The 19,703-nt window shown below is 59.0% G+C and carries 17 protein-coding genes; 11 read left to right on the forward strand and 6 right to left on the reverse strand.

Features of this window, described 5'->3' with window-relative positions; all coding sequences use genetic code 11:
• Positions 1-117: 117 nt before the first annotated feature.
• The 8 genes from AC3I0A_RS02240 (at position 118) to AC3I0A_RS02275 (ending at position 8,779) form a co-directional block, all read left to right on the forward strand.
• The gene (locus tag AC3I0A_RS02240) at positions 118-447 is read left to right on the forward strand and encodes a YceK/YidQ family lipoprotein (RefSeq protein ID WP_489376024.1); all 330 of its coding nucleotides are present in this window, start codon (positions 118-120) and stop codon (positions 445-447) included.
• Between the two features lie 146 nt (positions 448-593).
• Positions 594-2,351 (forward strand): carbamoyltransferase family protein, encoded by a 1,758-nt coding sequence (locus AC3I0A_RS02245; protein WP_489376025.1) that lies wholly within the window; start codon positions 594-596, stop codon positions 2,349-2,351.
• Positions 2,335-3,465, forward strand: a complete 1,131-nt coding sequence (locus AC3I0A_RS02250; protein ID WP_489376026.1) for a glycosyltransferase — start codon at positions 2,335-2,337, stop codon at positions 3,463-3,465. The genes AC3I0A_RS02245 and AC3I0A_RS02250 overlap by 17 nt, the downstream gene beginning before the upstream one ends.
• Positions 3,465-4,361 (forward strand): antimicrobial resistance protein Mig-14, encoded by an 897-nt coding sequence (locus AC3I0A_RS02255; RefSeq protein ID WP_489376027.1) that lies wholly within the window; start codon positions 3,465-3,467, stop codon positions 4,359-4,361. Before AC3I0A_RS02250 ends, AC3I0A_RS02255 begins: the two co-directional genes overlap by 1 nt.
• An 8-nt stretch (positions 4,362-4,369) precedes the next feature.
• Positions 4,370-5,773, forward strand: coding sequence for a PIG-L deacetylase family protein (locus tag AC3I0A_RS02260; RefSeq protein WP_489378385.1), 1,404 nt, complete (start codon positions 4,370-4,372; stop codon positions 5,771-5,773).
• Positions 5,774-5,857: 84 nt separating this feature from the next.
• Complete coding sequence (locus tag AC3I0A_RS02265; RefSeq protein ID WP_489376029.1) at positions 5,858-6,814, forward strand: glycosyltransferase family protein; 957 nt, start codon at positions 5,858-5,860, stop codon at positions 6,812-6,814.
• 54 nt (positions 6,815-6,868) lie between these two features.
• Positions 6,869-7,630: a glycosyltransferase family 2 protein gene (locus AC3I0A_RS02270; protein WP_489376030.1), complete on the forward strand. Its 762-nt coding sequence runs from the start codon at positions 6,869-6,871 to the stop codon at positions 7,628-7,630.
• 48 nt (positions 7,631-7,678) lie between these two features.
• Entirely contained in the window at positions 7,679-8,779 is a 1,101-nt protein-coding gene (locus tag AC3I0A_RS02275; RefSeq protein WP_489376031.1) for a glycosyltransferase, read from the forward strand.
• On the opposite strand, the gene AC3I0A_RS02280 is transcribed toward AC3I0A_RS02275, so the two are convergent.
• A complete protein-coding gene (locus AC3I0A_RS02280) occupies positions 8,768-9,373 on the reverse strand; it encodes a BUD32 family EKC/KEOPS complex subunit (RefSeq protein ID WP_489378386.1) in 606 nt (201 codons plus the stop codon). The genes AC3I0A_RS02275 and AC3I0A_RS02280 overlap by 12 nt on opposite strands.
• A gap of 107 nt (positions 9,374-9,480) precedes the next feature.
• Here AC3I0A_RS02280 and AC3I0A_RS02285 point away from each other — a divergent pair, with 107 nt between their 5' ends.
• From AC3I0A_RS02285 to hldE, 3 genes are all read left to right on the forward strand, one after another.
• Positions 9,481-10,653 carry an O-antigen ligase family protein gene (locus AC3I0A_RS02285; RefSeq protein WP_489376032.1) on the forward strand — a complete coding sequence of 391 codons (1,173 nt, stop codon included), beginning with the start codon at positions 9,481-9,483 and terminating at the stop codon, positions 10,651-10,653.
• A 15-nt stretch (positions 10,654-10,668) separates the two neighbouring features.
• The gene (gene msbA, locus AC3I0A_RS02290) at positions 10,669-12,477 is read left to right on the forward strand and encodes a lipid A export permease/ATP-binding protein MsbA (protein ID WP_489376033.1); all 1,809 of its coding nucleotides are present in this window, start codon (positions 10,669-10,671) and stop codon (positions 12,475-12,477) included.
• Between the two features lie 297 nt (positions 12,478-12,774).
• A complete protein-coding gene (gene hldE / locus AC3I0A_RS02295) occupies positions 12,775-14,199 on the forward strand; it encodes a bifunctional D-glycero-beta-D-manno-heptose-7-phosphate kinase/D-glycero-beta-D-manno-heptose 1-phosphate adenylyltransferase HldE (RefSeq protein ID WP_489376034.1) in 1,425 nt (474 codons plus the stop codon).
• 162 nt (positions 14,200-14,361) lie between these two features.
• On the opposite strand, the gene AC3I0A_RS02300 is transcribed toward hldE, so the two are convergent.
• The 5 genes from AC3I0A_RS02300 to AC3I0A_RS02320 form a co-directional block, all read right to left on the reverse strand.
• Positions 14,362-15,327: a metal ABC transporter ATPase gene (locus tag AC3I0A_RS02300; protein WP_489376035.1), complete on the reverse strand. Its 966-nt coding sequence runs from the start codon at positions 15,325-15,327 to the stop codon at positions 14,362-14,364.
• A gap of 42 nt (positions 15,328-15,369) precedes the next feature.
• Positions 15,370-16,182 carry an aldo/keto reductase gene (locus AC3I0A_RS02305; RefSeq protein WP_489376036.1) on the reverse strand — a complete coding sequence of 271 codons (813 nt, stop codon included), beginning with the start codon at positions 16,180-16,182 and terminating at the stop codon, positions 15,370-15,372.
• On the reverse strand, positions 16,179-17,354 hold the full coding sequence (locus tag AC3I0A_RS02310; protein WP_489376038.1) for an NAD(P)/FAD-dependent oxidoreductase: 1,176 nt from the start codon (positions 17,352-17,354) through the stop codon (positions 16,179-16,181). The genes AC3I0A_RS02305 and AC3I0A_RS02310 overlap by 4 nt, the downstream gene beginning before the upstream one ends.
• A 278-nt stretch (positions 17,355-17,632) precedes the next feature.
• On the reverse strand, positions 17,633-18,967 hold the full coding sequence (locus AC3I0A_RS02315; protein WP_489375478.1) for an IS110 family RNA-guided transposase: 1,335 nt from the start codon (positions 18,965-18,967) through the stop codon (positions 17,633-17,635).
• Between the two features lie 302 nt (positions 18,968-19,269).
• Positions 19,270-19,602, reverse strand: coding sequence for a DMT family transporter (locus tag AC3I0A_RS02320; protein ID WP_489376039.1), 333 nt, complete (start codon positions 19,600-19,602; stop codon positions 19,270-19,272).
• Positions 19,603-19,703 lie beyond the last annotated feature (101 nt).

A 19,703-nucleotide genomic window follows, 5' to 3' on the forward strand; every position in this document is an offset into this window, starting at 1 on the left:
CCTTCGCAAGCTGTACTCAGTCCGAATACGAAACCTCCTACAAGTGTTACAGGCCTTGTGACCTGTGATGAAGACTTTCCTGATGCTAGGTTGCCTGACGCTATAGGAGAGCTGGCTGTGGATATTAAAATTGCGGTTTTACTGGGCGCGCTGTCACTGACACTCGTCGGCTGCGGGACGGTCACCACGGTGCTGCGCGACGACGCGGTAGTCAGCACCGACCTCAAGAAACAAAAAACCTATTGTCAGTCCATTCCGCGCGTCTACAGCGGGGTAGCCTATGATTTTTGCGTATTGAACGGGCCGCCCAATTCCATGGGGGCGGTGACAGCATACGGTGTGCCTTGGGTGTACTTTGACTTTTTGGCGTCAGGCGTTTTTGACACCCTTGTACTGCCCTACACGATTTATCGGCAAAGCGCCGATGGCAGTATTGATATCCGCTGAGCCAAACACTTGAAGCTTGCCGCTAGAGGCTTGCCACTGCTTTTAAGCTATAATCCCGCCCTTTAGCTGTTTCTCGCCGCTTTGCGAGGACACATTTTTCTCAGGCGCCCGCCGCCTGCATGCAGACTAATAGAGGCTAGACCCCTGTGGCATTGACGATTCTTGGCCTGTCCGGCGCCCTTAGCCATGATCCTTCCGCAGCCCTGTACATCGATGGCAAGCTGGTTGCAGCGGCTGAAGAAGAGCGCTTCGTGCGCGATAAACATGCAAAGAACCGCATGCCCTACGAATCGGCGAAGTTCTGCCTGGAGCAGGCCGGTATCAAACCTTGCGACGTTGATGTGGTGGCGATTCCATTCGCGCCGATCAGCCTGTTCGGCAAGGCGCGCTGGCACTACGCCAAGCGTTACTGGTACGCCCCGGACCGCGCCCTCGACGCGATCCTGATGGGCAACCGTCGCTACAAGCGCTATCGCAACAAGATTGTCTGGTGCCTCGAGCAACTGGGCTTCGATCCGAAGAAAATCAAGATCGAACCGGTCGAACACCACCTGGCTCACGCCTCCAGCGCTTACCACTGCTCCGGTTTCAAAGAGAAAACCGCGATCCTCGGGATCGACGGCAAGGGTGAGTACGCCACGACGTTCTTCGGTTATGGCGAGAATGGCAAGATCCACAAGATCAAGGAATTCTTCGATCCGGATTCCCTTGGCGGCCTGTACGGCGCGATCACTGAATTCCTCGGCTTCGAAATGCTCGACGGCGAATTCAAGGTCATGGGCATGGCGCCGTACGGCGACGCCAGCAAATACGATTTTTCGCGTCTGGCCAGTTTCGAGAACGGCGAGTTGCTGATCAACACCGAGTACGCCAACGTCATCGGCCTGCGCCGCTATAAAGAGAAGGGCAAAGGTTTCTACTTCACGCCGAAACTGATCGAATGGCTGGGCCCGAAACGCGAAGGCGATATTGCCGACGAACCGTACATCCACTACGCCGCGAGCATGCAAGCGCTGTTCGAAAAGCTGGCGTTGCAGATGATCGACCATTACCTGGGCGACGTGCTCAAGGAAACCGGCAAGCTGGCCTTCGCCGGCGGCTGTGCGCTGAACGTCAAGCTGAACCAGAAGATCATCGCTCGCGATGACGTCAAGGAGCTGTTCGTGCAGCCGGCGTCCGGCGATGCCGGTACTGCGGTCGGCGCGGCAGCCTACGTTTCTCACGCCCGTGGCGTACCGGTAGAGAAGATGGAGCATGTCTATCTCGGCCCGTCCTACAGTAACGAAGACGTGATCGCCGCGTGTGCCCGTCATCCGAGCAAGCCGGCCTGGCGTCAGATCGACAACACGCCAGAGCGTATCGCCAAAATCATGGTCGACGGCAATCCGGTAGCCTGGTTCCAGGGTCGTATGGAGTTCGGTCCGCGTGCGTTGGGTGGTCGTTCGATCATCGGTTGCCCGAGCGCCACTGGCGTGGCTGACCGCATCAACCATCAGATCAAGTTCCGCGAGCGCTGGAGGCCTTTCTGCCCGTCGATGCTCGACACCGTCGCACCGCAGATGATCAAGATCGATCACCCGGCGCCGTTCATGACCTTCACCTTTGAAGTGTCTGAAGAATGGAAGACCCGCGTGCCGGAAGTCGTCCACGAAGACGGCACGTCCCGGGCCCAGGTGCTCAAGCGCGAATACAACCCGCGTTACTACGACATGATGAAAGAGCTGGAAGTGCTGACCGGTAACGGTGTGTCGCTGAACACCTCGCTGAACCGTCGTGGCGAACCGATGATCTGCTCGCCGACCGACGCGCTGAACATGTTCTTCGGCTCCGACCTGCAGTACCTGATCATGGAAGATATTCTGGTGGTCAAGGACGGTGTGGACGCTTATGACACGCTCGGCTGAGCGCCATGTGCTGCAGTTTTGTCACGGCTATGACGGGCCGTTCCTGGACTGTGCCCGGCAATACGCCAGCCTGTTCGCGGGGACCGGCTACCGGGTGACCACGGTGTTTCTGACCGGGGTTGCCGATGCCGAAGTCGCCGCGGGTTGTGCCTCTGACGAAGTACTGTTTCTTGAGTACAGCTCCAAGGCTATTCGCGGTCTGAAACTGGGCGCAATTGGCGATCTGCGCAAAATCGCGGCATCGCGCAACTTCAGTTTCTGCATCGCTCACCGTTTCAAACCGATTTACATCGCTTTGCTGGCCACCGGTTTGCCGGTGATCGGCGTGCATCACGCTTTTGGTGATTACCAGCGGCGTACACGTAAGTTGTTCGCGCACCTGTTCCGTAAACGCCTGAGCCTGCTCGGGGTTTCCGACGCGGTGCGTGACGACATGCGCGACTGCCTGCCGAAATGGCCGGTCGGGCGTATCCAGACGCTTTACAACCGCATCGATGTTGAGGCGTTGCAGACCAGTCAACTGCCTGCCGCGCAAGCACGCGAAACGCTGGGCCTGTCGCCCAATGCCTGGATAGTCGGCAACGTCGGCCGCCTGCATCCGGACAAGGACCAGGCCACGCTGTTGCGGGGTTTTGCAGCGGCGTTACCCGGTTTGCCGGTGAACAGCCAACTGGCGATCCTGGGTACGGGGCGTCTGGAGCAGAACTTGAAGGCGCTGGCCCGCGAACTCGGCATCGCCGACCGCGTGCTGTTTCTCGGTCAGGTACCCGAGGCGCGGCGCTATTTCCGTGCCTTCGATGCGTTTGCCCTGAGCTCCGATCACGAGCCGTTCGGCATGGTGCTGCTGGAGGCCATGGCCGCTGGCGTACCGTTGTTGGCTACTGCTTGCGGTGGTGCGAAGGAAGTGGTCGAAGGCGTCGGTATTCTGTTCCCGCAAGGTGATGCCGAGCATATGGCTCAAGGGTTGCAGCATCTGGCCGGGATGGACGAGCAGCAGCGTCATCAGTGTGTCGAGCTGATGCTCGACAGCTTGCGCGAGCGTTTCTCGGATCGCGCTGTGCGTAATGCGTTCTGGCACTTGCCACAAGTCATCAACCTGACCGCGAGAGTCTGATGCTCAACCGATTTCAAGGCTGGCGCGAGCGCGGCTGGACGGCTGTCGATGCATCGACCTATGCCCAGGCCTGGCAGCGTTTTGGCGGCAGTGTTGCGACCCATCCTCTGGTCGTCGAGCGTCTGGCAAATCTGGCACAGATTCCGGTGCGCTATCTGGCCTGGGAGCAAGACGGTGAACTGAAAGCCTCAATCGCGACCTGGGGGGGCGATCTGGCGCTGTCTAAAGACGTACTCAAACGCCGCGGCAAGAAAGGCCTGTTCGACCTTGGCAATGCCGAGCTGATCCTGCCGGCAGCCGCTGACGCACAAGTCCCGTTGCGCCATCGCGGCCGTTATCTCTCGGCCTTGAACCAAGGCCGTTTCAGCACCCTCAAGCTGCAAACCGAGCAGCTGGCCATGGCCCGCACACCTGAAGAGTGGTCGAAGAAGTTTCGCTACAACCAGCGTCGCGAGTTGCGTTTGCTGGAAGAGGCGGGCGGCGTGGTGCGACCGATCAGCGAGTTCACGAGTAGCGAACTGGCGGCCATCTACTGCGATCTGTTTCAGCGCCGCCATGGTTTCCCGGCAACGGGGGCTGAGCGTATGGCAGAGGTGGTCGAGCTGTTGCGCGAGTTGATGATCGGCTCGGTGATTTTTCTCAACGATGCGCCGATTGCGACTCAGTTGGTCTACCGCGTCGAGGCGCCGGACTGGATCAGCGTCGAGTACATCAACGGTGGTGTCGATCCCCAGACGCGTGAGTTCAGCCCGGGTAGCGTGTTGAGCTTCCTTAACACTCAAAGTGCCTGGGAGCATGCGCGAGCTATTGGCAAGCCGCTGCGTTTTTCGTTCGGCCGCGTCGACCGGGAATACAAGGATCGTTGGTGTAACCCAGTGCCGGTGTTCACGGTATGAGCCAGGTGGTGAACCGCAAGCAACAACTGCTCAAGCGCCATCGGCGCAACAAGCGTATGGGGCTGTTGATCGGTTTGCTGCTGTTGATCGCCGTCGGCGTGCTGGTGGCCTGGTGGCTGCCATTGCTGCTCGGCGTGCTGGGCTGGGTAGCCCACGAAGCGTGGTTCGCTGATCATTTGTTCTATTCGCCACAAGACGACTATCTCTACTCATTCCCGCCAGAAACCGCACAGTCCAGGGTTCGTCTGGAAGGTGGTTGTCTGCTGTTGGATCGGGCGGTCAATCTGGTTGGCGACGAAACCCTGATTCTGGCACTGCAGGTAAAGAGCAATTGGCTGGGACGCTTTCTCGATCCCTCGGTTGAATTGCTGGGCGGCGAAAGCCCTGATCGTCAGACATTCGAGCGCGGTGTGAATGGCCTGCGTTACCTCAACCTCAGCAGTCTGGCCGCTCCCCTGGTTCGTGGAGAGTTGCGCCTGCGCGGGCGCTTCTGCCGGCTGTTCGGTGAGCCGATGCTGTGGGCATTTCAGCAGCCCGACTATCGCCGTCAGCGGATGATGGTCATCGCGCCGCACGCCGATGACGCCGAGTTGGCCGCTTTCGGTTTGTACAGTCAGGCCGATGAAGCCTGGATCGTCACGCTGACCGCCGGCGAGATCGAAGCTGAACACTATCAACAGATGGGTATGAACCGCGCTGACGCTGCACGGATCAAGGGCCGTCTGCGAACCTGGGACAGCATCGCCGTTCCGCGCTGGGCCGGTGTGCCCGAGGCGCATTGCGTGCAGTTGGGGTATTTCTGTCTGCAGCTGCCAGCGATGCAGGCGGCGCCGGATCAACCGGCTGCGTCTCGAGAAGCCGATCTATCTGATATTCGTCTGTTCCGCCAATTGAATCCGTTCCCTTTGCCGGCGGACAACGACGGCTTGCCGACCTGGAACAATCTGTTGGCGGATTTGCGTGAACTGTTGCTTAAAGTGCGCCCCGAAGTGATTGTGCTGCCGCATCCGTCGCTGGATCCGCATCCGGATCATATCTGTGCGCAGCAAGCGGTGCTGCAAGCCTTGAAGGGGCTTGAGTGGCAGCCGACGACGTTGCTCGGCTACGCCAATCACCTGCATGACAATGATCGTTGGCCAATGGGCGATTCAGGAGCCGGTGTTGCGTTGCCACCGGTGTTCGATTCGATGCAGTTGCTGCAACCGTACTGCCTGGAGCTTTCTCTGGACCGGCAGCACGACAAGGCCATGGCTTTGGGGATGATGCATGACTTGCAGCCGCGCGCTCCATTCAAGCGTCGATTGCGTCGCGGGTTGCAGCGTCTGTTGGCGGGGCGTTCGGGTTCGCCTTACGGTGAAAACGAATTTTTTCGCAAGGCCGTGCGTCGGCACGAACTGTTCTGGCGTTTGTAAATGGCTGTCGCATGAAGTCTTTCTGCTTGGGCAGAGGGGTAATTTCAGGTTTTTGTCGGGCTGCTCAGCGCTGCAAGGATGACGATGAAGGTTCTATTTCTGGTGCAGAAAGAACAGCGGGCCATTCTGGACCGTTTGTACGAAGGCGTGGCCGCTCATTGCGAATGTGACCTGCGTTGGCTGAGCAGTGATGAGCAACGCAATTTGCGCGGCTATTTGCGGCGTGAAGTGGATGTCTCGCGTTATGACCGGATTGTGTTCTTCCTGCGTTTCAAACAGGAAGTGCGTCAGGTCGGGTTTATCCGCACGATCCCCAATCTGGTGATTCTTGAGCACGATGCCTACCAGAACTACATTCCCTGCAAGTACACCGGCAAGTTCAGCGCGCATTACCGTCGCCTGCCGTGGGCGCGGGTCATCAGTTCGGGGTTCATGGTCACCGAGCGTTTGCGCGAGGAAGGTTTCGACGCGGTGTTCGTACCCAAGGGTTACGACCAGACGCTGTTGCAGGACCAGGGACGCCAGCGCGATATCGAGTTGGCGTTTGTCGGCAGTACCAATAGCGTTGCCTACAGCGGTCGCAAAGCGCTGCTCGATGAATTGGGGCGCGTCGAACCCTTGGTGGTGACCCGCACCAAATCCGGTGAAGAGTACTGCGACACACTCAACCGTATTCGCTTCTTCGTCAGTGCCGATGTCGGTATGGGCGAATACATGATCAAGAACTTCGAAGCCATGGCGTGTGGCTGTGTGCTGCTGGCCTTTGATCAGGGCGAGGCGGAGAATCGTGCGCTGGGTTTGCAGGACATGCACAACGTGGTGTTCTATCAGGACATCGCGCAGCTCCAGGAAAAGCTTGCCAGGCTACGGGCTGATCCTGAGCTGGCGGCGGCCATCGCCCGTGCCGGACGCGATCTGGCAGTCAGTCAATTCAGCTTCGCCCGGATCGGCCAGCGCATCGTCGAAGAGCTTGAGCCGGCATTACGACCGCGCGCGCCTTTGAATCTGCTGGAAAAACTGCGCCTGAAACTGGGTGTTTGATATGGACTGTGTTGCCACTGATTTCGGCGGCAATCTTGCTTAAATGAGGATCACGTGCAGTTCTCCCAAGAAAGTAATATCACACTGGTAGTGACCAGTTGCGGCCGTCTGGATCTGCTCAAGCACACCCTTGAGAGTTTTGACCGGTTCAATACCGCACCTGTCCGCGAAGTTTTCATTACTGAAGATGCGGGCGATGAGGGCGTGCGTGCAGTGATTCCTGCCCATTGGAAGGAACACTGTACGTTTTTCGTCAATCGACCGAAGCTGGGCCAGTTGGCGTCGATCGATCTCGCTTACGAGCAAGTCAAGACACCCTATATCTTTCATTGTGAAGATGATTGGGAGTTCTATCGTCCGGGCTTTGTGGAGGACTCTAAAACCATTCTTGAATTGCGTCCTGAGATCCTTCAGGTCTGGCTACGCAACTACGTTTATGATTTACATGTTCACAGCCCCTACATCCGTTTGGGAGCGCGTGAAGTGATTGGTGGAGTGCCTTGCTATCCGTTGATCTCCGACAAACCGGAGTGGCAGAGTTTTTCGCTCAACCCAGGTTTGCGCCGCCTCAAAGAGTATCGGCTCTGCGCCCCTTTTGCCGGGTATGGCGGGGAAAAAGCTCTGTCGCAGCGTTACGCAGAGCTGAATCTTACGGCTGTAACGCTTGAAGGAGATGCTGTTCTACATACCGGCTTCGGTCTTCACGTAGAAACCCCTGCTGAACGCCAGCGTAAGGCTCGCCGCAGTCGTCGCGAGCAGATAAAGCTCGGCTTGGCCCTTTTGCTTGGAGTCTGCATTGGCTGGTTCATCAATTAAGTACGCCACAGCTGATATCGTCAGATACGCAAAAGGGTTTCTTGCTCAATGAGTATCCTAAACGTCATGTGGGCGGGCGGCTCCCCGTTTGCCTCGGTTCACAAGGTTCATCAGCAGATACTTTCTCAGGCCGAACCCGCGACGCCGATCAGGACCTGGCTATTGCAGGGGAGTGCGGTCGGGTGCGTGGTCGATGCCGGCGAGACTCGGGAATGGAATCTGTCTTCCGCCCGCTTGAAGGGCCGGCATTTCTGGAGGCTGATGAAGCCCTGGATGCAGGCGCGCTTTCAGAAGGCTCTTGAAGACAGCGATGCTCGTGTGCTGCTGCTCGATGGCCTGGGTGTGGCGCGCACACTATTACCGGTTCTCAAAAAGCTGCCGCAAATCCGCGCGGTGGTGATCTTTCATAGTGCTTCACGGCTTCATGCGGGGGATCGAGAGCTGTTTCGCCAGCTCCCTTCTTCGCAGCTGACACTGGCTGCCGTTTCGCAAACCCTGGCTTCATCGCTTCAGAGTGATCTGCAAATACCGGTCACTGTGCTGCGTAGTGCGTTCGATCCTGGCGCATTCCAGGCCTCGGTTCTACCTCGTGAGCAGGCTCGTACACAGTTGGGTCTGCCCATCGATGCCACGCCGGTGCTGGGTGCGGTAGGGCGGTTGGTGGCCGACAAGGGGTTTGCATGCTTGATTGAGGCCTATGCCCGGGCGCTGACGCATCAGCCTGATTTGCGCCTGGTGATTATTGGCGAAGGGTCTGGACGAGCCGCACTGGAGGCCCTGATCGATCATTTGGGTTTGCAGGGCAAGGTGTCGTTGCCGGGCCATCTACCTGATGTCGCGATGCTTTACCGTGCATTCGACTGGGTTGCGATTCCTTCACTGGACGAAGGTTTGGGGTTGATTCTGCAAGAAGCGGTGATGGCCGGTGTTCCGGTTCTGACCAGCGAACTGGCAGTGTTCCGTGAACAGCTGGCAGAGACCGGATGGTATGCCCCCATCGATGACGTGAGCGCCTGGAGCGACACCATCGTGCGGGCGTTCAGTACTTCCCCTGAAGCTATCGCCGCTGATCAATATCAGGCACTCGCGCCCGACCAGGCCTGGCTGGGTTTCAGTCAGGCAGCCCGGGCGTTGCTGTCATGCAGGTAACAAGGCCTGCTCCAGTGCTTGCATTGGAAAGGTCCCGTTCAGCTTCTCCCGGGCAATGTAACGTGCGAAGTGCTGCAGGTTGCGTCTGACCAGATGTTTGGGCAGCGGCGCGCGCAAGAAACGCATATCAGCCACATCGATCAGGCCGAGCTGGTTGTCTGGTGTGACGACAATGTTGCCCAGATGTAATGAGCGAAAGTAGATTCCCGACGCGTGAAGGCTGCGAATCAGCTCCACCAGTGCCGGGAGGGCCTGCTGCCAGTTGAAGCCGTCTTTACTGGAAATCTGGCGCAGTGTCTCCCCCGGCAAAGGCCGGTAAAGCACCGCCGTCATGCCGGGAGCTTGCAGTTGATAGAACTCCAGGACCTGCAAGGTGGGCACACCGAGCCTTTCCAGTTCAGCGGCATTGTCGATGAAGCGCTTCGAGTAAGGTCGAAACAGCGCCGATGAAAAAAGACGTTTGCGGCGAAACAGTTTGAGGATATTCCCATCCTGCAACAGATAGACTTTCGGGCCGAAGCTGTCAGCCTCTAGTACTCTGGCGCCTTCAATCATTTGATTTAAAGCGGCTTGGGGAAGCCGGGAGCATTGCATCGTAGGAAACCTTGTTGGAATAGCCGGTACTGTGGTGGGCAATGATGCCCAAAAGTTGTTGTTTTAACCATGCCGGGTTGGATGGTGAATCATTCTGGAGCTAATTGATGCAAGCAACTCGTTGGGCGCAAGTATGGATGACGATCGGTTTACTGTGGTTTTTGCTGGCTATTGCATTTGCGCCTACCAACAAAGTCTATCAACAAGGGTTGATCGCGTTTCTCTGGTTACCGGCGATGGTCTTTGCCTGGTCGGCGCGGGATCGGCTTGCTGAAGTCTGGCGCGCGCAACGTCTGGTTTGCCTGGCGTTGCTGGGGTTGGCAGCCTGGGCACTGATCAGCCTGTTATGGGCAAACGTGGAAGAGCCGTTTCGCGAAACCAAGCGCTTGCTGTATATCGCTGTGTTTCTTTTGTTCTTTCCGGTCTTTGCCGATGCCCGACCTGAGCGGGTGATCCGTGTCATGCAATGGGGCGGCCTCGGTCTGGCATTGAGTGCGTTGGTGGCTATCGTCAAATTCTATTGGATCGACGGTAACCTGTGGTCAGCGCGTCTTGAAGGGCTGGGAGAGTTGGCTCACCCGATTCTCGGCGGTTACGTCATTGGGCTGGCCACCATCTGGATGGTGCATTGGGTGCCGCGCACGCGCTGGCTGCAAGTGGTCTGGGCGGTCGCACTGGCTTTGCTCGGCGGGTTTGTCGTGCTTAGCCAGAGTCGTGGCGCGGGGTTGGCCTTGTTCCTGAGTTTGCTCGCCATGCCGATCTGGTGCCGGGATCAACGCAGCCGTATAGTCGCGATTGGCGCGCTGGTAATCGCGATGCTGGCTTTCTGGATTTTTGAGCCACTGGTAATGGCTCGCGGGGTTTCCTACCGCCCACAAATTCTGATGGCCTGCCTGCAAATGATTGCCGAGCACCCTTGGCGTGGCCTTGGTTTGGGAGGCGAGTACAAGGTGTTTGCCGACGGCCATTATTTTGATCATGCCCACAACTTGTTCACCCACATTGCCATCGAACTGGGGCTGCCAGGGCTGTTATTGTGGTGCGCGGTCTGGTTTGCGGTGCTGCGTGAGGCGTGGCGAGCCCGTGAAACGGTGTACGGCCAAGGCATTATCGGAATCTGGTTGTTCTCGTTCCTTGCCATGCAGTTCGATGCCGCCAGTCTGACTGGAACACCACGGGCCGAATGGTTCATCAGCTGGCTACCGATCGGCCTGGCCAGTGTTTTGGCATGGACGCGGGCCAGGTCCGGTGCCTGTGATAAAATTCCGCGTTCTTCCTAACCAGTGAGCTCTACGATGAGTGACGCACCGCCCAAAGCGGAACAGGATTCCAGCCTGAAAATCTATTTTCGGTTGTTGGGGTATGTAAAACCCTACGTTGGCATTTTCCTGCTGAGTATCGTGGGCTTCGTGATATTTGCCTCGACCCAACCGATGTTGGCCGGGATTCTCAAATATTTCGTCGATGGCTTGAGCAACCCTGAAGCGGTGCTCTTTCCCACTGTTCCTTATCTGCGCGACTTGAAGCTGCTGATGGCTGTGCCGTTGCTGATCATTCTGATTGCCGCCTGGCAGGGTCTTGGTTCGTTCCTCGGCAACTACTTCCTGGCAAAGGTCTCACTGGGGCTGGTGCATGACCTGCGGGTAGAGTTGTTCAACAAGCTGCTGGTGTTGCCCAACCGTTATTTCGATACCCACAACTCCGGGCACCTGATTTCCCGTATCACCTTCAACGTGACGATGGTCACCGGAGCCGCTACCGATGCGATCAAGGTAGTGATCCGTGAAGGTCTGACCGTGGTCTTCCTGTTCACTTACCTGCTGTGGATGAACTGGAAACTCACCCTGGTGATGCTGGCGATTCTGCCGGTGATCGCATTCATGGTCGGCAATACCAGCAAGAAATTCCGCAAGCAGAGCAAGAAGATCCAGGTAGCGATGGGCGACGTGACTCACGTGGCGTCCGAGACCATTCAGGGCTATCGCGTCGTGCGCAGCTTCGGCGGCGAAACCTACGAGCAGATGCGTTTTGCCAAGGCCAGCCAGAGCAATACCGACAAGCAGCTACGCATGACCAAGACCGGTGCGGTCTACACGCCGGCGCTGCAACTGGTGATCTACACCGCCATGGCGGCCTTGATGTTCCTGGTGCTGTTCCTGCGCGGGGACGCAACGGCCGGTGATCTGGTGGCCTATATCACCGCAGCCGGTTTGTTGCCGAAGCCGATTCGCCAGTTGTCGGAAGTCAGCTCGACCATTCAGAAAGGCGTGGCCGGTGCGGAAAGCATCTTCGAGCAGCTGGATGTCGAGCCGGAAATCGATACCGGTACCGTCGAGAAAGAACGTGTCAGCGGTCGTCTGGACGTGCGCAATCTGAGCTTCACTTATCCTGGGACCGAGCGTGAAGTGCTGAAGAACATCAGCTTCACGGCGGCGCCGGGGCAGATGATCGCGCTGGTCGGTCGCTCAGGCAGTGGCAAGTCGACGCTGGCGAGCCTGATTCCGCGCTTCTACCATCACGAAACGGGGCAAATAATGCTCGATGACGTGGAGATCGAAGACTACTGCCTGCGCAATCTGCGTCGGCACGTCGCTCAGGTGACACAACACGTCACCCTGTTCAACGACACCGTGGCCAACAACATCGCCTACGGTGATCTGGCCGGGGCTCCTCGTGCCGACATCGAGAAAGCCGCCGAAGACGCTTATGCGATGGACTTCATTGCAGAGTTGCCGCAAGGTCTGGACACCGATGTTGGTGAGAATGGCGTGTTGTTGTCCGGTGGTCAGCGCCAGCGCCTGGCAATTGCTCGGGCCTTGTTGAAAAACGCCCCGTTGCTGATTCTCGATGAGGCGACTTCGGCGCTGGACACCGAGTCCGAACGGCACATTCAGGCAGCGCTGGATAAAGTCATGAAAGGCCGCACCACGCTGGTGATCGCGCACCGCTTGTCGACCATCGAGAAGGCAGACCTGATCCTGGTGATGGATCACGGCGAAATTGTCGAGCGCGGCACCCATGCCGAACTTCTGGCGCAGGGCGGTTACTATTCGCGCCTGCATGCCATGGGCCTGGACGAACCTGTTCCGGCAGGCATTGCCTGACTTCGACTTCAGGGTGGGCGTGCTCACCCTGTCCAGCTCCCGGGCGTGCAATGCGCCCGGCGTGTTGTATCCAGCAGCTTACCCGCTTGACCAAAGCTGAATAATTCTCCGCCTTGCGCTTGCTACCTCCCCTGCGAAGCACTGCAGCAGGCCGACTGCGAGATCAATACTTGGCCGTTTTGTTTAAAAAATGAGCAATGTAAGGGTGTGATACAAGCCGGATGAAGCTCTCGAACTAGGCAGCGTTCACCCTGTGCTAATATCGCGCCCCTGTTCATTTTGTATGTGGGTTGCTCCATGAAGTTGTCCATGCCGCGATTCGATCAAGCCCCTGTCTTGGTGGTCGGCGATGTCATGCTCGACCGTTACTGGCATGGTGGTACCTCACGGATCTCCCCTGAGGCGCCGGTACCGGTGGTCAAGGTCGAGCATATCGAGGACCGCCCGGGCGGTGCCGCCAACGTTGCCTTGAACATTGCCGCTCTCGGTGCGCCCGCTTCACTGGTCGGAGTGACCGGTGATGACGAGGCCGCCGATAGTTTGACCAACAGCTTGCATGGTGCAGGCGTGCGAGCACTGTTCCAGCGTATCGCTCACCAGCCGACCATCGTCAAGCTGCGGGTCATGAGTCGTCACCAGCAGCTGCTGCGGATCGACTTCGAAGAACCCTTTGCCACCGATGCGCTGGCATTGGCTGCCGAGGTCGATGGCCTGCTTGAAGGCATCAAGGTGCTGGTGCTGTCCGACTACGGCAAGGGCGCGCTGAAGAATCATCAGGTGCTGATCCAGGCTGCGCGTGCGCGTGGCATTCCGGTGCTGGCGGACCCGAAAGGCAAAGACTTTTCGATCTATCGCGGTGCGAGCCTGATCACCCCCAATCTCAGTGAATTCGAAACCATCGTCGGTGGTTGCGCCGATGAGCATGAGCTGGTGACCAAGGGCGCCAAACTGATGCACGATCTCGAGCTGGGCGCTTTGCTCGTCACTCGTGGCGAACACGGCATGACGCTGTTGCGTCCCGATCAGCCGGCGTTGCATTTGCCGGCGCGGGCGCGTGAAGTGTTCGATGTGACCGGTGCCGGTGACACAGTGATTTCCACCTTGGCAGCAGCGATTGCCGCCGGTGAGGAATTGCCCCATGCCGTGGCCCTGGCCAATCTGGCCGCGGGTATCGTGGTCGGCAAGCTGGGTACGGCGGCGATCAGCGCGCCTGAACTGCGTCGCGCCATCCAGCGTGAGGAGGGTTCCGAGCGTGGTGTCCTGAGTCTCGATCAACTGCTGCTGGCGATCGACGATGCCCGTGCGCATAACGAGAAGATTGTCTTCACCAATGGCTGCTTCGACATCCTGCATGCCGGACACGTGACCTATCTCGAGCAAGCTCGGGCGCAAGGCGATCGCTTGATCGTTGCGGTCAATGACGATGCGTCGGTCAGCCGCCTGAAAGGGCCGGGTCGACCGATCAACAGCGTCGACCGTCGCATGGCGGTGCTGGCCGGTCTGGGCGCGGTGGACTGGGTGATCAGCTTCCCTGAAGGCACCCCTGAAAACCTGCTGGCTCAGGTGAAGCCGGATGTGCTGGTCAAGGGCGGCGATTATGGTATCGACCAGGTTGTCGGTGCCGATATCGTCAGTGCCTATGGCGGCACGGTGAAGGTGCTGGGGCTGGTCGAGAACAGCTCGACCACAGCGATCGTCGAGAAGATCCGCAACCACGAGTAAGCGCGGTCACCTGTGGCGAGGGAGCTTGCTCCCGCTGGGCTGCGAAGCAGCCCTAAAATCTGCCACCGCGTTGTGTCAGGCATATGGCGTCGGCTGGATTGCGACTGCTTCGCAGCCGAGCGCGAGCAAGCTCGCTCGCCACAGGTCGGTGTCAGCTTGCGTTCAGCGCGCAGCGCTCCTCGGCACGATCCTCTTCAACAACTGCCTGGCCTTGCCGGTCAGGCGTTTGAATCCTGAATCCTTGCCCGGCTGGCTCAAGCCTTGCTGTTTGAGCCAGTCCTTCCAGCGAATTCGCTCATCGCGCACCAGCCAGCCTTCCTGCCGGGCAAAGCTTTCTGCCAGATACAGGCCGCGGGTGCTGGCCGGGTGTAGCTGATCCTTTTTCAAGGTATAGAGCTCGGCCAGGGGCTGGCCATCCTCAAGCGGCATCAGGTACAGGTCGGGCCGTTTACGGTCCAGGCGAGCGACCAGTTGATCACCTTCCAGACGCTCATCGACGTGGAACAGGCTCAGGGACTTCGCCTCTTTCGGCACATCCAGACGCAAATCGTAAATCAGCTGCAGCGAAGCCGTTGGCAAGTGAACGTAGGCTCTTGGCCGTTCGATCAGTTGCATGTTGGCGCACCGCACCGGACGCGCCGAACCGGACAGCGGCGTCAGGCGAAAGGGCAGGGCTTCGCGATAATGCAATGCAGTCGAATAAGGCGCTGGCAGCCAGGTGTCGTTGAAGCGCCCGCTAAGCCAGCCTTCGGGAGTTTCCAGCAGACACTCTTCAGCAATCTCCTGAGTCGCGGTGTGCAGCGGCAGGTTCAATTCGTGGGCCGGCACATAACCGGAGATCAACTTGAGCACCACATCGCCACGGTCCTGACGCCGCTGACGAACCAGGACCCAGTAATCGCGGTTCTGCCAATGCAGGGTCAGGCGGACCGAAACTCCGAGGTTGGCCAGTTCGAGAGAAAAACGCTCGGTGTTCGCAACCGTCACCGGACGACGACGTTGCAAGGTTTGCGAAAAATTGAGCGGCATCCCGACGCTCTGATAGCTCAGGCCTTCGGGAGTCGCTTCGACGTATAACGGCAGGGTTTTGAAGTTGCTGGGGTTCTTTCTAATGAGCGTGCGCGACATCTCAGCTCCTTCTTGCGTCGGGGGGCGACCGCGTCGGCGGCGTCAGTTTCTGTGCAAAACCTGCGCGACAGTCGCCACATTGTGGGCGAGGTGCAGCGGATTAATGGTCCCGACAATAGCACTGCCGACCCCGGGATGCTCAAACAGCAACTCGAAGCTGGCGCGGACCGGATCAACACCCGGGCTCAAGCAGACATGGCCGCTGGCCAGGGCCTTTTTCACCAGAATGCCTTTGCCGTGGGCGGCAGCATAGTCGATCACCGGCCGCTCGGCTTGTTCGTTGAGATTGTAGGTGACCATGGCGCAATCACCTTGTTCCAGAGCCTTCAAACCGCCGTCGACGGTCTTGCCGGAAAAGCCGAAACCGCGAATCTTGCCTTCACGCTTCAGCTCGGCAAGGGTCTGGTAGACCTCGCTGTCGTTGAGGATTGCCAGGTCGTTGCCGTCTGAATGCACCAGCACCAGATCGATAAAATCGGTTTCCAGGCGTTGCAGGCTGCGCTCGACCGAGAAGCGCGTGTGCTGGGCGCTGAAGTCGTGGTGCGACAGACCGTTGAGGAACTCTTCGCCGACCTTGCTGACGATCACCCAGTCCTGGCGCTGGCCACGTAACAACGGACCGAGGCGTTCTTCGCTGCGGCCGTAGGCCGGGGCAGTGTCAATCAGGTTGATGCCCAGGTCGCGAGTCAACTTGAGCAGCCTGCGCGCTTCGTCATCGTCGGGAATCCGGAAGCCATTGGGGTACTTCACCCCTTGGTCGCGGCCGAGTTTGACGGTGCCCAGTCCCAGCGGCGACACCCGCAGGCCGGTGCTGCCGAGGAGGCGATGCAAGTCGTGCAAGGTCGGTTGGCTCATGGCAACAATTGTTCCCAGGCGGGTTGTGCCATCGGCGGCTTCGGCAGTTCGGGCAAGGCCGCCGGGTGACTTGGCTGGATGCCGTCACGGTCCAGCGCGGCCAGCACGCGATCAGCGAAGTCTGGCGCCAGGGCCAGCTTGGTTGGCCAGCCCACCAGCAAACGATCCTGTTCGGCGAGGAAGGCATTATCCGGACGGGTCAGGCCCGATTGCGCGGGTTCTGCCCGATCAACCCGCAAGGTCGCCCATTGCGCCTGGCTCAGATCGACCCAGGGTAGCAAGTTGCCAAGTTCTTTCTGCGCGGCGGCGATTTGCGCGGCCGGTTCACGGGCGACGCCCTCGCCTTCGGCGAGATCACCGCCCAGATACCAGACCCACTGACCGTCGGCCGCCGGGTGCGTGGTGACGGTGACCCGCGGTTTGGGCCCGCCGCCCAGGCAGTGGGCGTACAGCGGTTTCAGGGTCGGTCCTTTGACGATGACCATGTGCAACGGCCGCCGTTGCATCGCCGGCTGGCTCAGGCCCAACGCCTTGAGCAAATCGGCATTGCCGGCGCCGGCGCTGAGGACGATGCGTTGTGCGCGGATTTCCCGCCCATCGACTCGCAGGCCAACCAGTTCGCCGTTTTCCAGCAAGGGTTCGATTGCCTGGCCTGCCAGCAGGCCATCACCCGCCAGTTCGGCCAGGCGCTGGATCAGGCTCGGCACGTCGACCACCAGTTCGCTCAGACGATAGACCTTGCCCTTGAAGCGGGGATCTTGCAGGGCCGGCGGCAATTGATCGCCCTTGACCTGATCGACCCGGCCGCGCACGGCTTTGCTGGCGAAGAAACTGGTGAGGTTGCCGGCAATCGTGCCGGGGGACCAGAGATAGTGGGCTTCGGAGAGCAGGCGTACACCGGACAGGTCCAGTTCGCCGGTTCCGGCCAGGGCTTCGCGCCAGCGGCGCGGCATGTCGGCGATGGCTTCCGAGGCGCCGGTCAGCGCACCGTGCAGCGCGTATTTGGCGCCGCCGTGGATGATCCCCTGGGACTTTACGCTTTGCCCGCCGCCGAGGCTGGCGCTTTCCACCAGCACCGTCGAAAAACCCTGGCGGCGCAGGCGTGCGTTCAGCCAGAGGCCGGCAACCCCGGCGCCGACAATCAGAACGTCGGTGGAAATAACGGATGGCATGCAGCGACCTCAGCGTTCAAGACTAGGGGCGCAGTATACAGACTCGAAGATCGGAGGTTTTGCTGGCGATCAATCTCGAACAATTGATGGGATATCTGAATCGAACACCAAACCTGTGGCGAGGGAGCTTGCTCCCGCTGGAGCGCGAAGCGGTCCTGAAATCGGTTACCACATTTTATCTGGTAGACCGCATTAACCGGATTTACGACTGCTGCGCAGCCGAGCGGGAGCAAGCTCTCATCAAACAAAATATAACCCGTTGTTTTTGAATTGGTTTTTTAATCATTCATGACCAACCTCATCCCCAACTTAACGGCCTTGCGCTGCAAGGCCCTGAGCTGGCGATCACGACTTCTGGCTTCATACGCGTCCATGCCTTGCTCCACATACGGCTGTCCTTGGGTCAGCATGGCGTAGATCAGCCGGGCCAGTTGATGCGCGGTGGCCTTGATCGCGCATGAGGTGTCCATGCGCGCCAGCCGGGCGCGATGGCTGGCGCCGATAAAACTCTGGTCGTTGCGCGCGCTGGACGCCGCCTGCTTCAGGGCTTGCGCCGTTCGATTAAGCACCTTCGGTGCACTGCCGGGCAGTGCTCGGCCGCCGGATATCCGGGTGGCGGGCGCCAGCCCCAGCCAGGAACAGAAATGCTGCTGGGTTGGAAAGCGCGACAGATCGGGTCCGATTTCGCTCGACAGGACCAAGGCGGTTTCCACGCCAATGGTGGGAATCGCGGTCAAATCGACGGCCATTATTTTTCCGAGCGCCCGGTGCAGCTGGGCCTGTTCGGCTGAAGATCGATGCGGACTGCGCAGTGCCTTGACCGGTTGCAGAGGCTCATCGTTCAACACGGGGAGCCGATCAAGGGCCTGAGCGATGGCCTGATCGCATTCGGCAATTTGCCGCTCGAGAAAATCATGGGCCGCCACTTCCTGAGCCAGCGCATGCAGATGCTCGACCCGCCAGTTACCGTGCAAACTCCGGGCAATGGTTTCGTGATCGACCTTGATCCGACCGTCTCGATAGCTGGCCAGAACCTGCGGATCGCGCTCGCCGCCGATGATGGCCTTGAGGATTTTCATGCCGGTCAGACCGGCAATATTGCTGATGACATTGGCCAATTGGAGGTTCATCTGGGTCAGGGCTTTTTGCATGCGATTGATGGTCTTGGCCTGATCGCGAACCTTCAGGGCACGCTGGCGGACCAACGAGCGCATCGAGCAAATGTCGTCGGCCGGCCGAAAAGCGCCCCTGAGCAAGCCGTGGGTCATCAGTTGCCAGATCCATTGGCAATCCAGCACGTCGGATTTGCGGCCGGATATCTGGCGAGTCGCCCGGGAGTTGACCAGATACACCTCGAAACCTCTCGAATCGAGAAGTTCGAATAGCGGTATCCAGTAAACACCGGTGGCCTCCATGGCCACGACATTGATGTTCAATGACTCCAGCCACTCAGCCAACCTGAGCAAATCATCGGTAAAGCTCGAGAAGCCGCGAACCGGTGTGTCGCTTTGCTCAGGATTGACGCCGACCCAGTGCTCCCGACTGCCAACATCGATGCCCGCACACTGCGGGTGAATCACTTCAAATCGTTTCTGCTGGTTCTTGCGCGCCATGACAATTCCTCGCAGGATTGAGGGGCGCGCGGGGAACACGGTGGCGAACGGATTCACTCTCTCATACGTGGTCACAGCTTGCTGTGCCGACAACGACTCCACGCCGATACCGTGCGGACCACTCTCCCTCGCGGGTGCGAACACACCAGTGATTGGCTACGGGTCTCTGTCCCCGCGCGCACTTCAATTTTAGGTCGGACACTTGTTTGCTGCGCGACAGCGCAGCGTCGAAGACGCGGCGGCCACTCCCTCGCCACAAGGACTGGGGTCGACTCAACAGGGTGGTGTGTTGAAACTGGCAATCAATGCCCAGCAGTCTTCGAGAACAGCTGAATCACCACGACACCCAGCACAATCAACGCCATCCCCAGCATCGCCGGCACATCCAGCTTCTGCCCATAGATAAACAGTGCGGCGACACTGACCATCACGATGCCCATGCCGGCCCACACAGCGTAAGCCACGCCCACCGGGACGCTGCGCACCACCAGGGTCAGCATCCAGAAGGCAATGCCATAACCGACGATGACCAGCAGTAGCGGCAGCGGAGTGCTGATGCCCTTGACTGCTTTCATCGAAACGGTTGCGATCACTTCGGCGCAGATGGCAATGGTCAGGAAGTAGTAAGCAGTCATGGGTCAATCCTCGTGTTTAGTGTTGCTCTCTGAGTTCGGCATTCTAGAGATTCTCCAGATGGGGTAAAGTCATTACCTATCTGTTTTGAAGATGGGTTAAG

It is taken from the genome of Pseudomonas sp. KH_024_B2 (assembly GCF_057839965.1).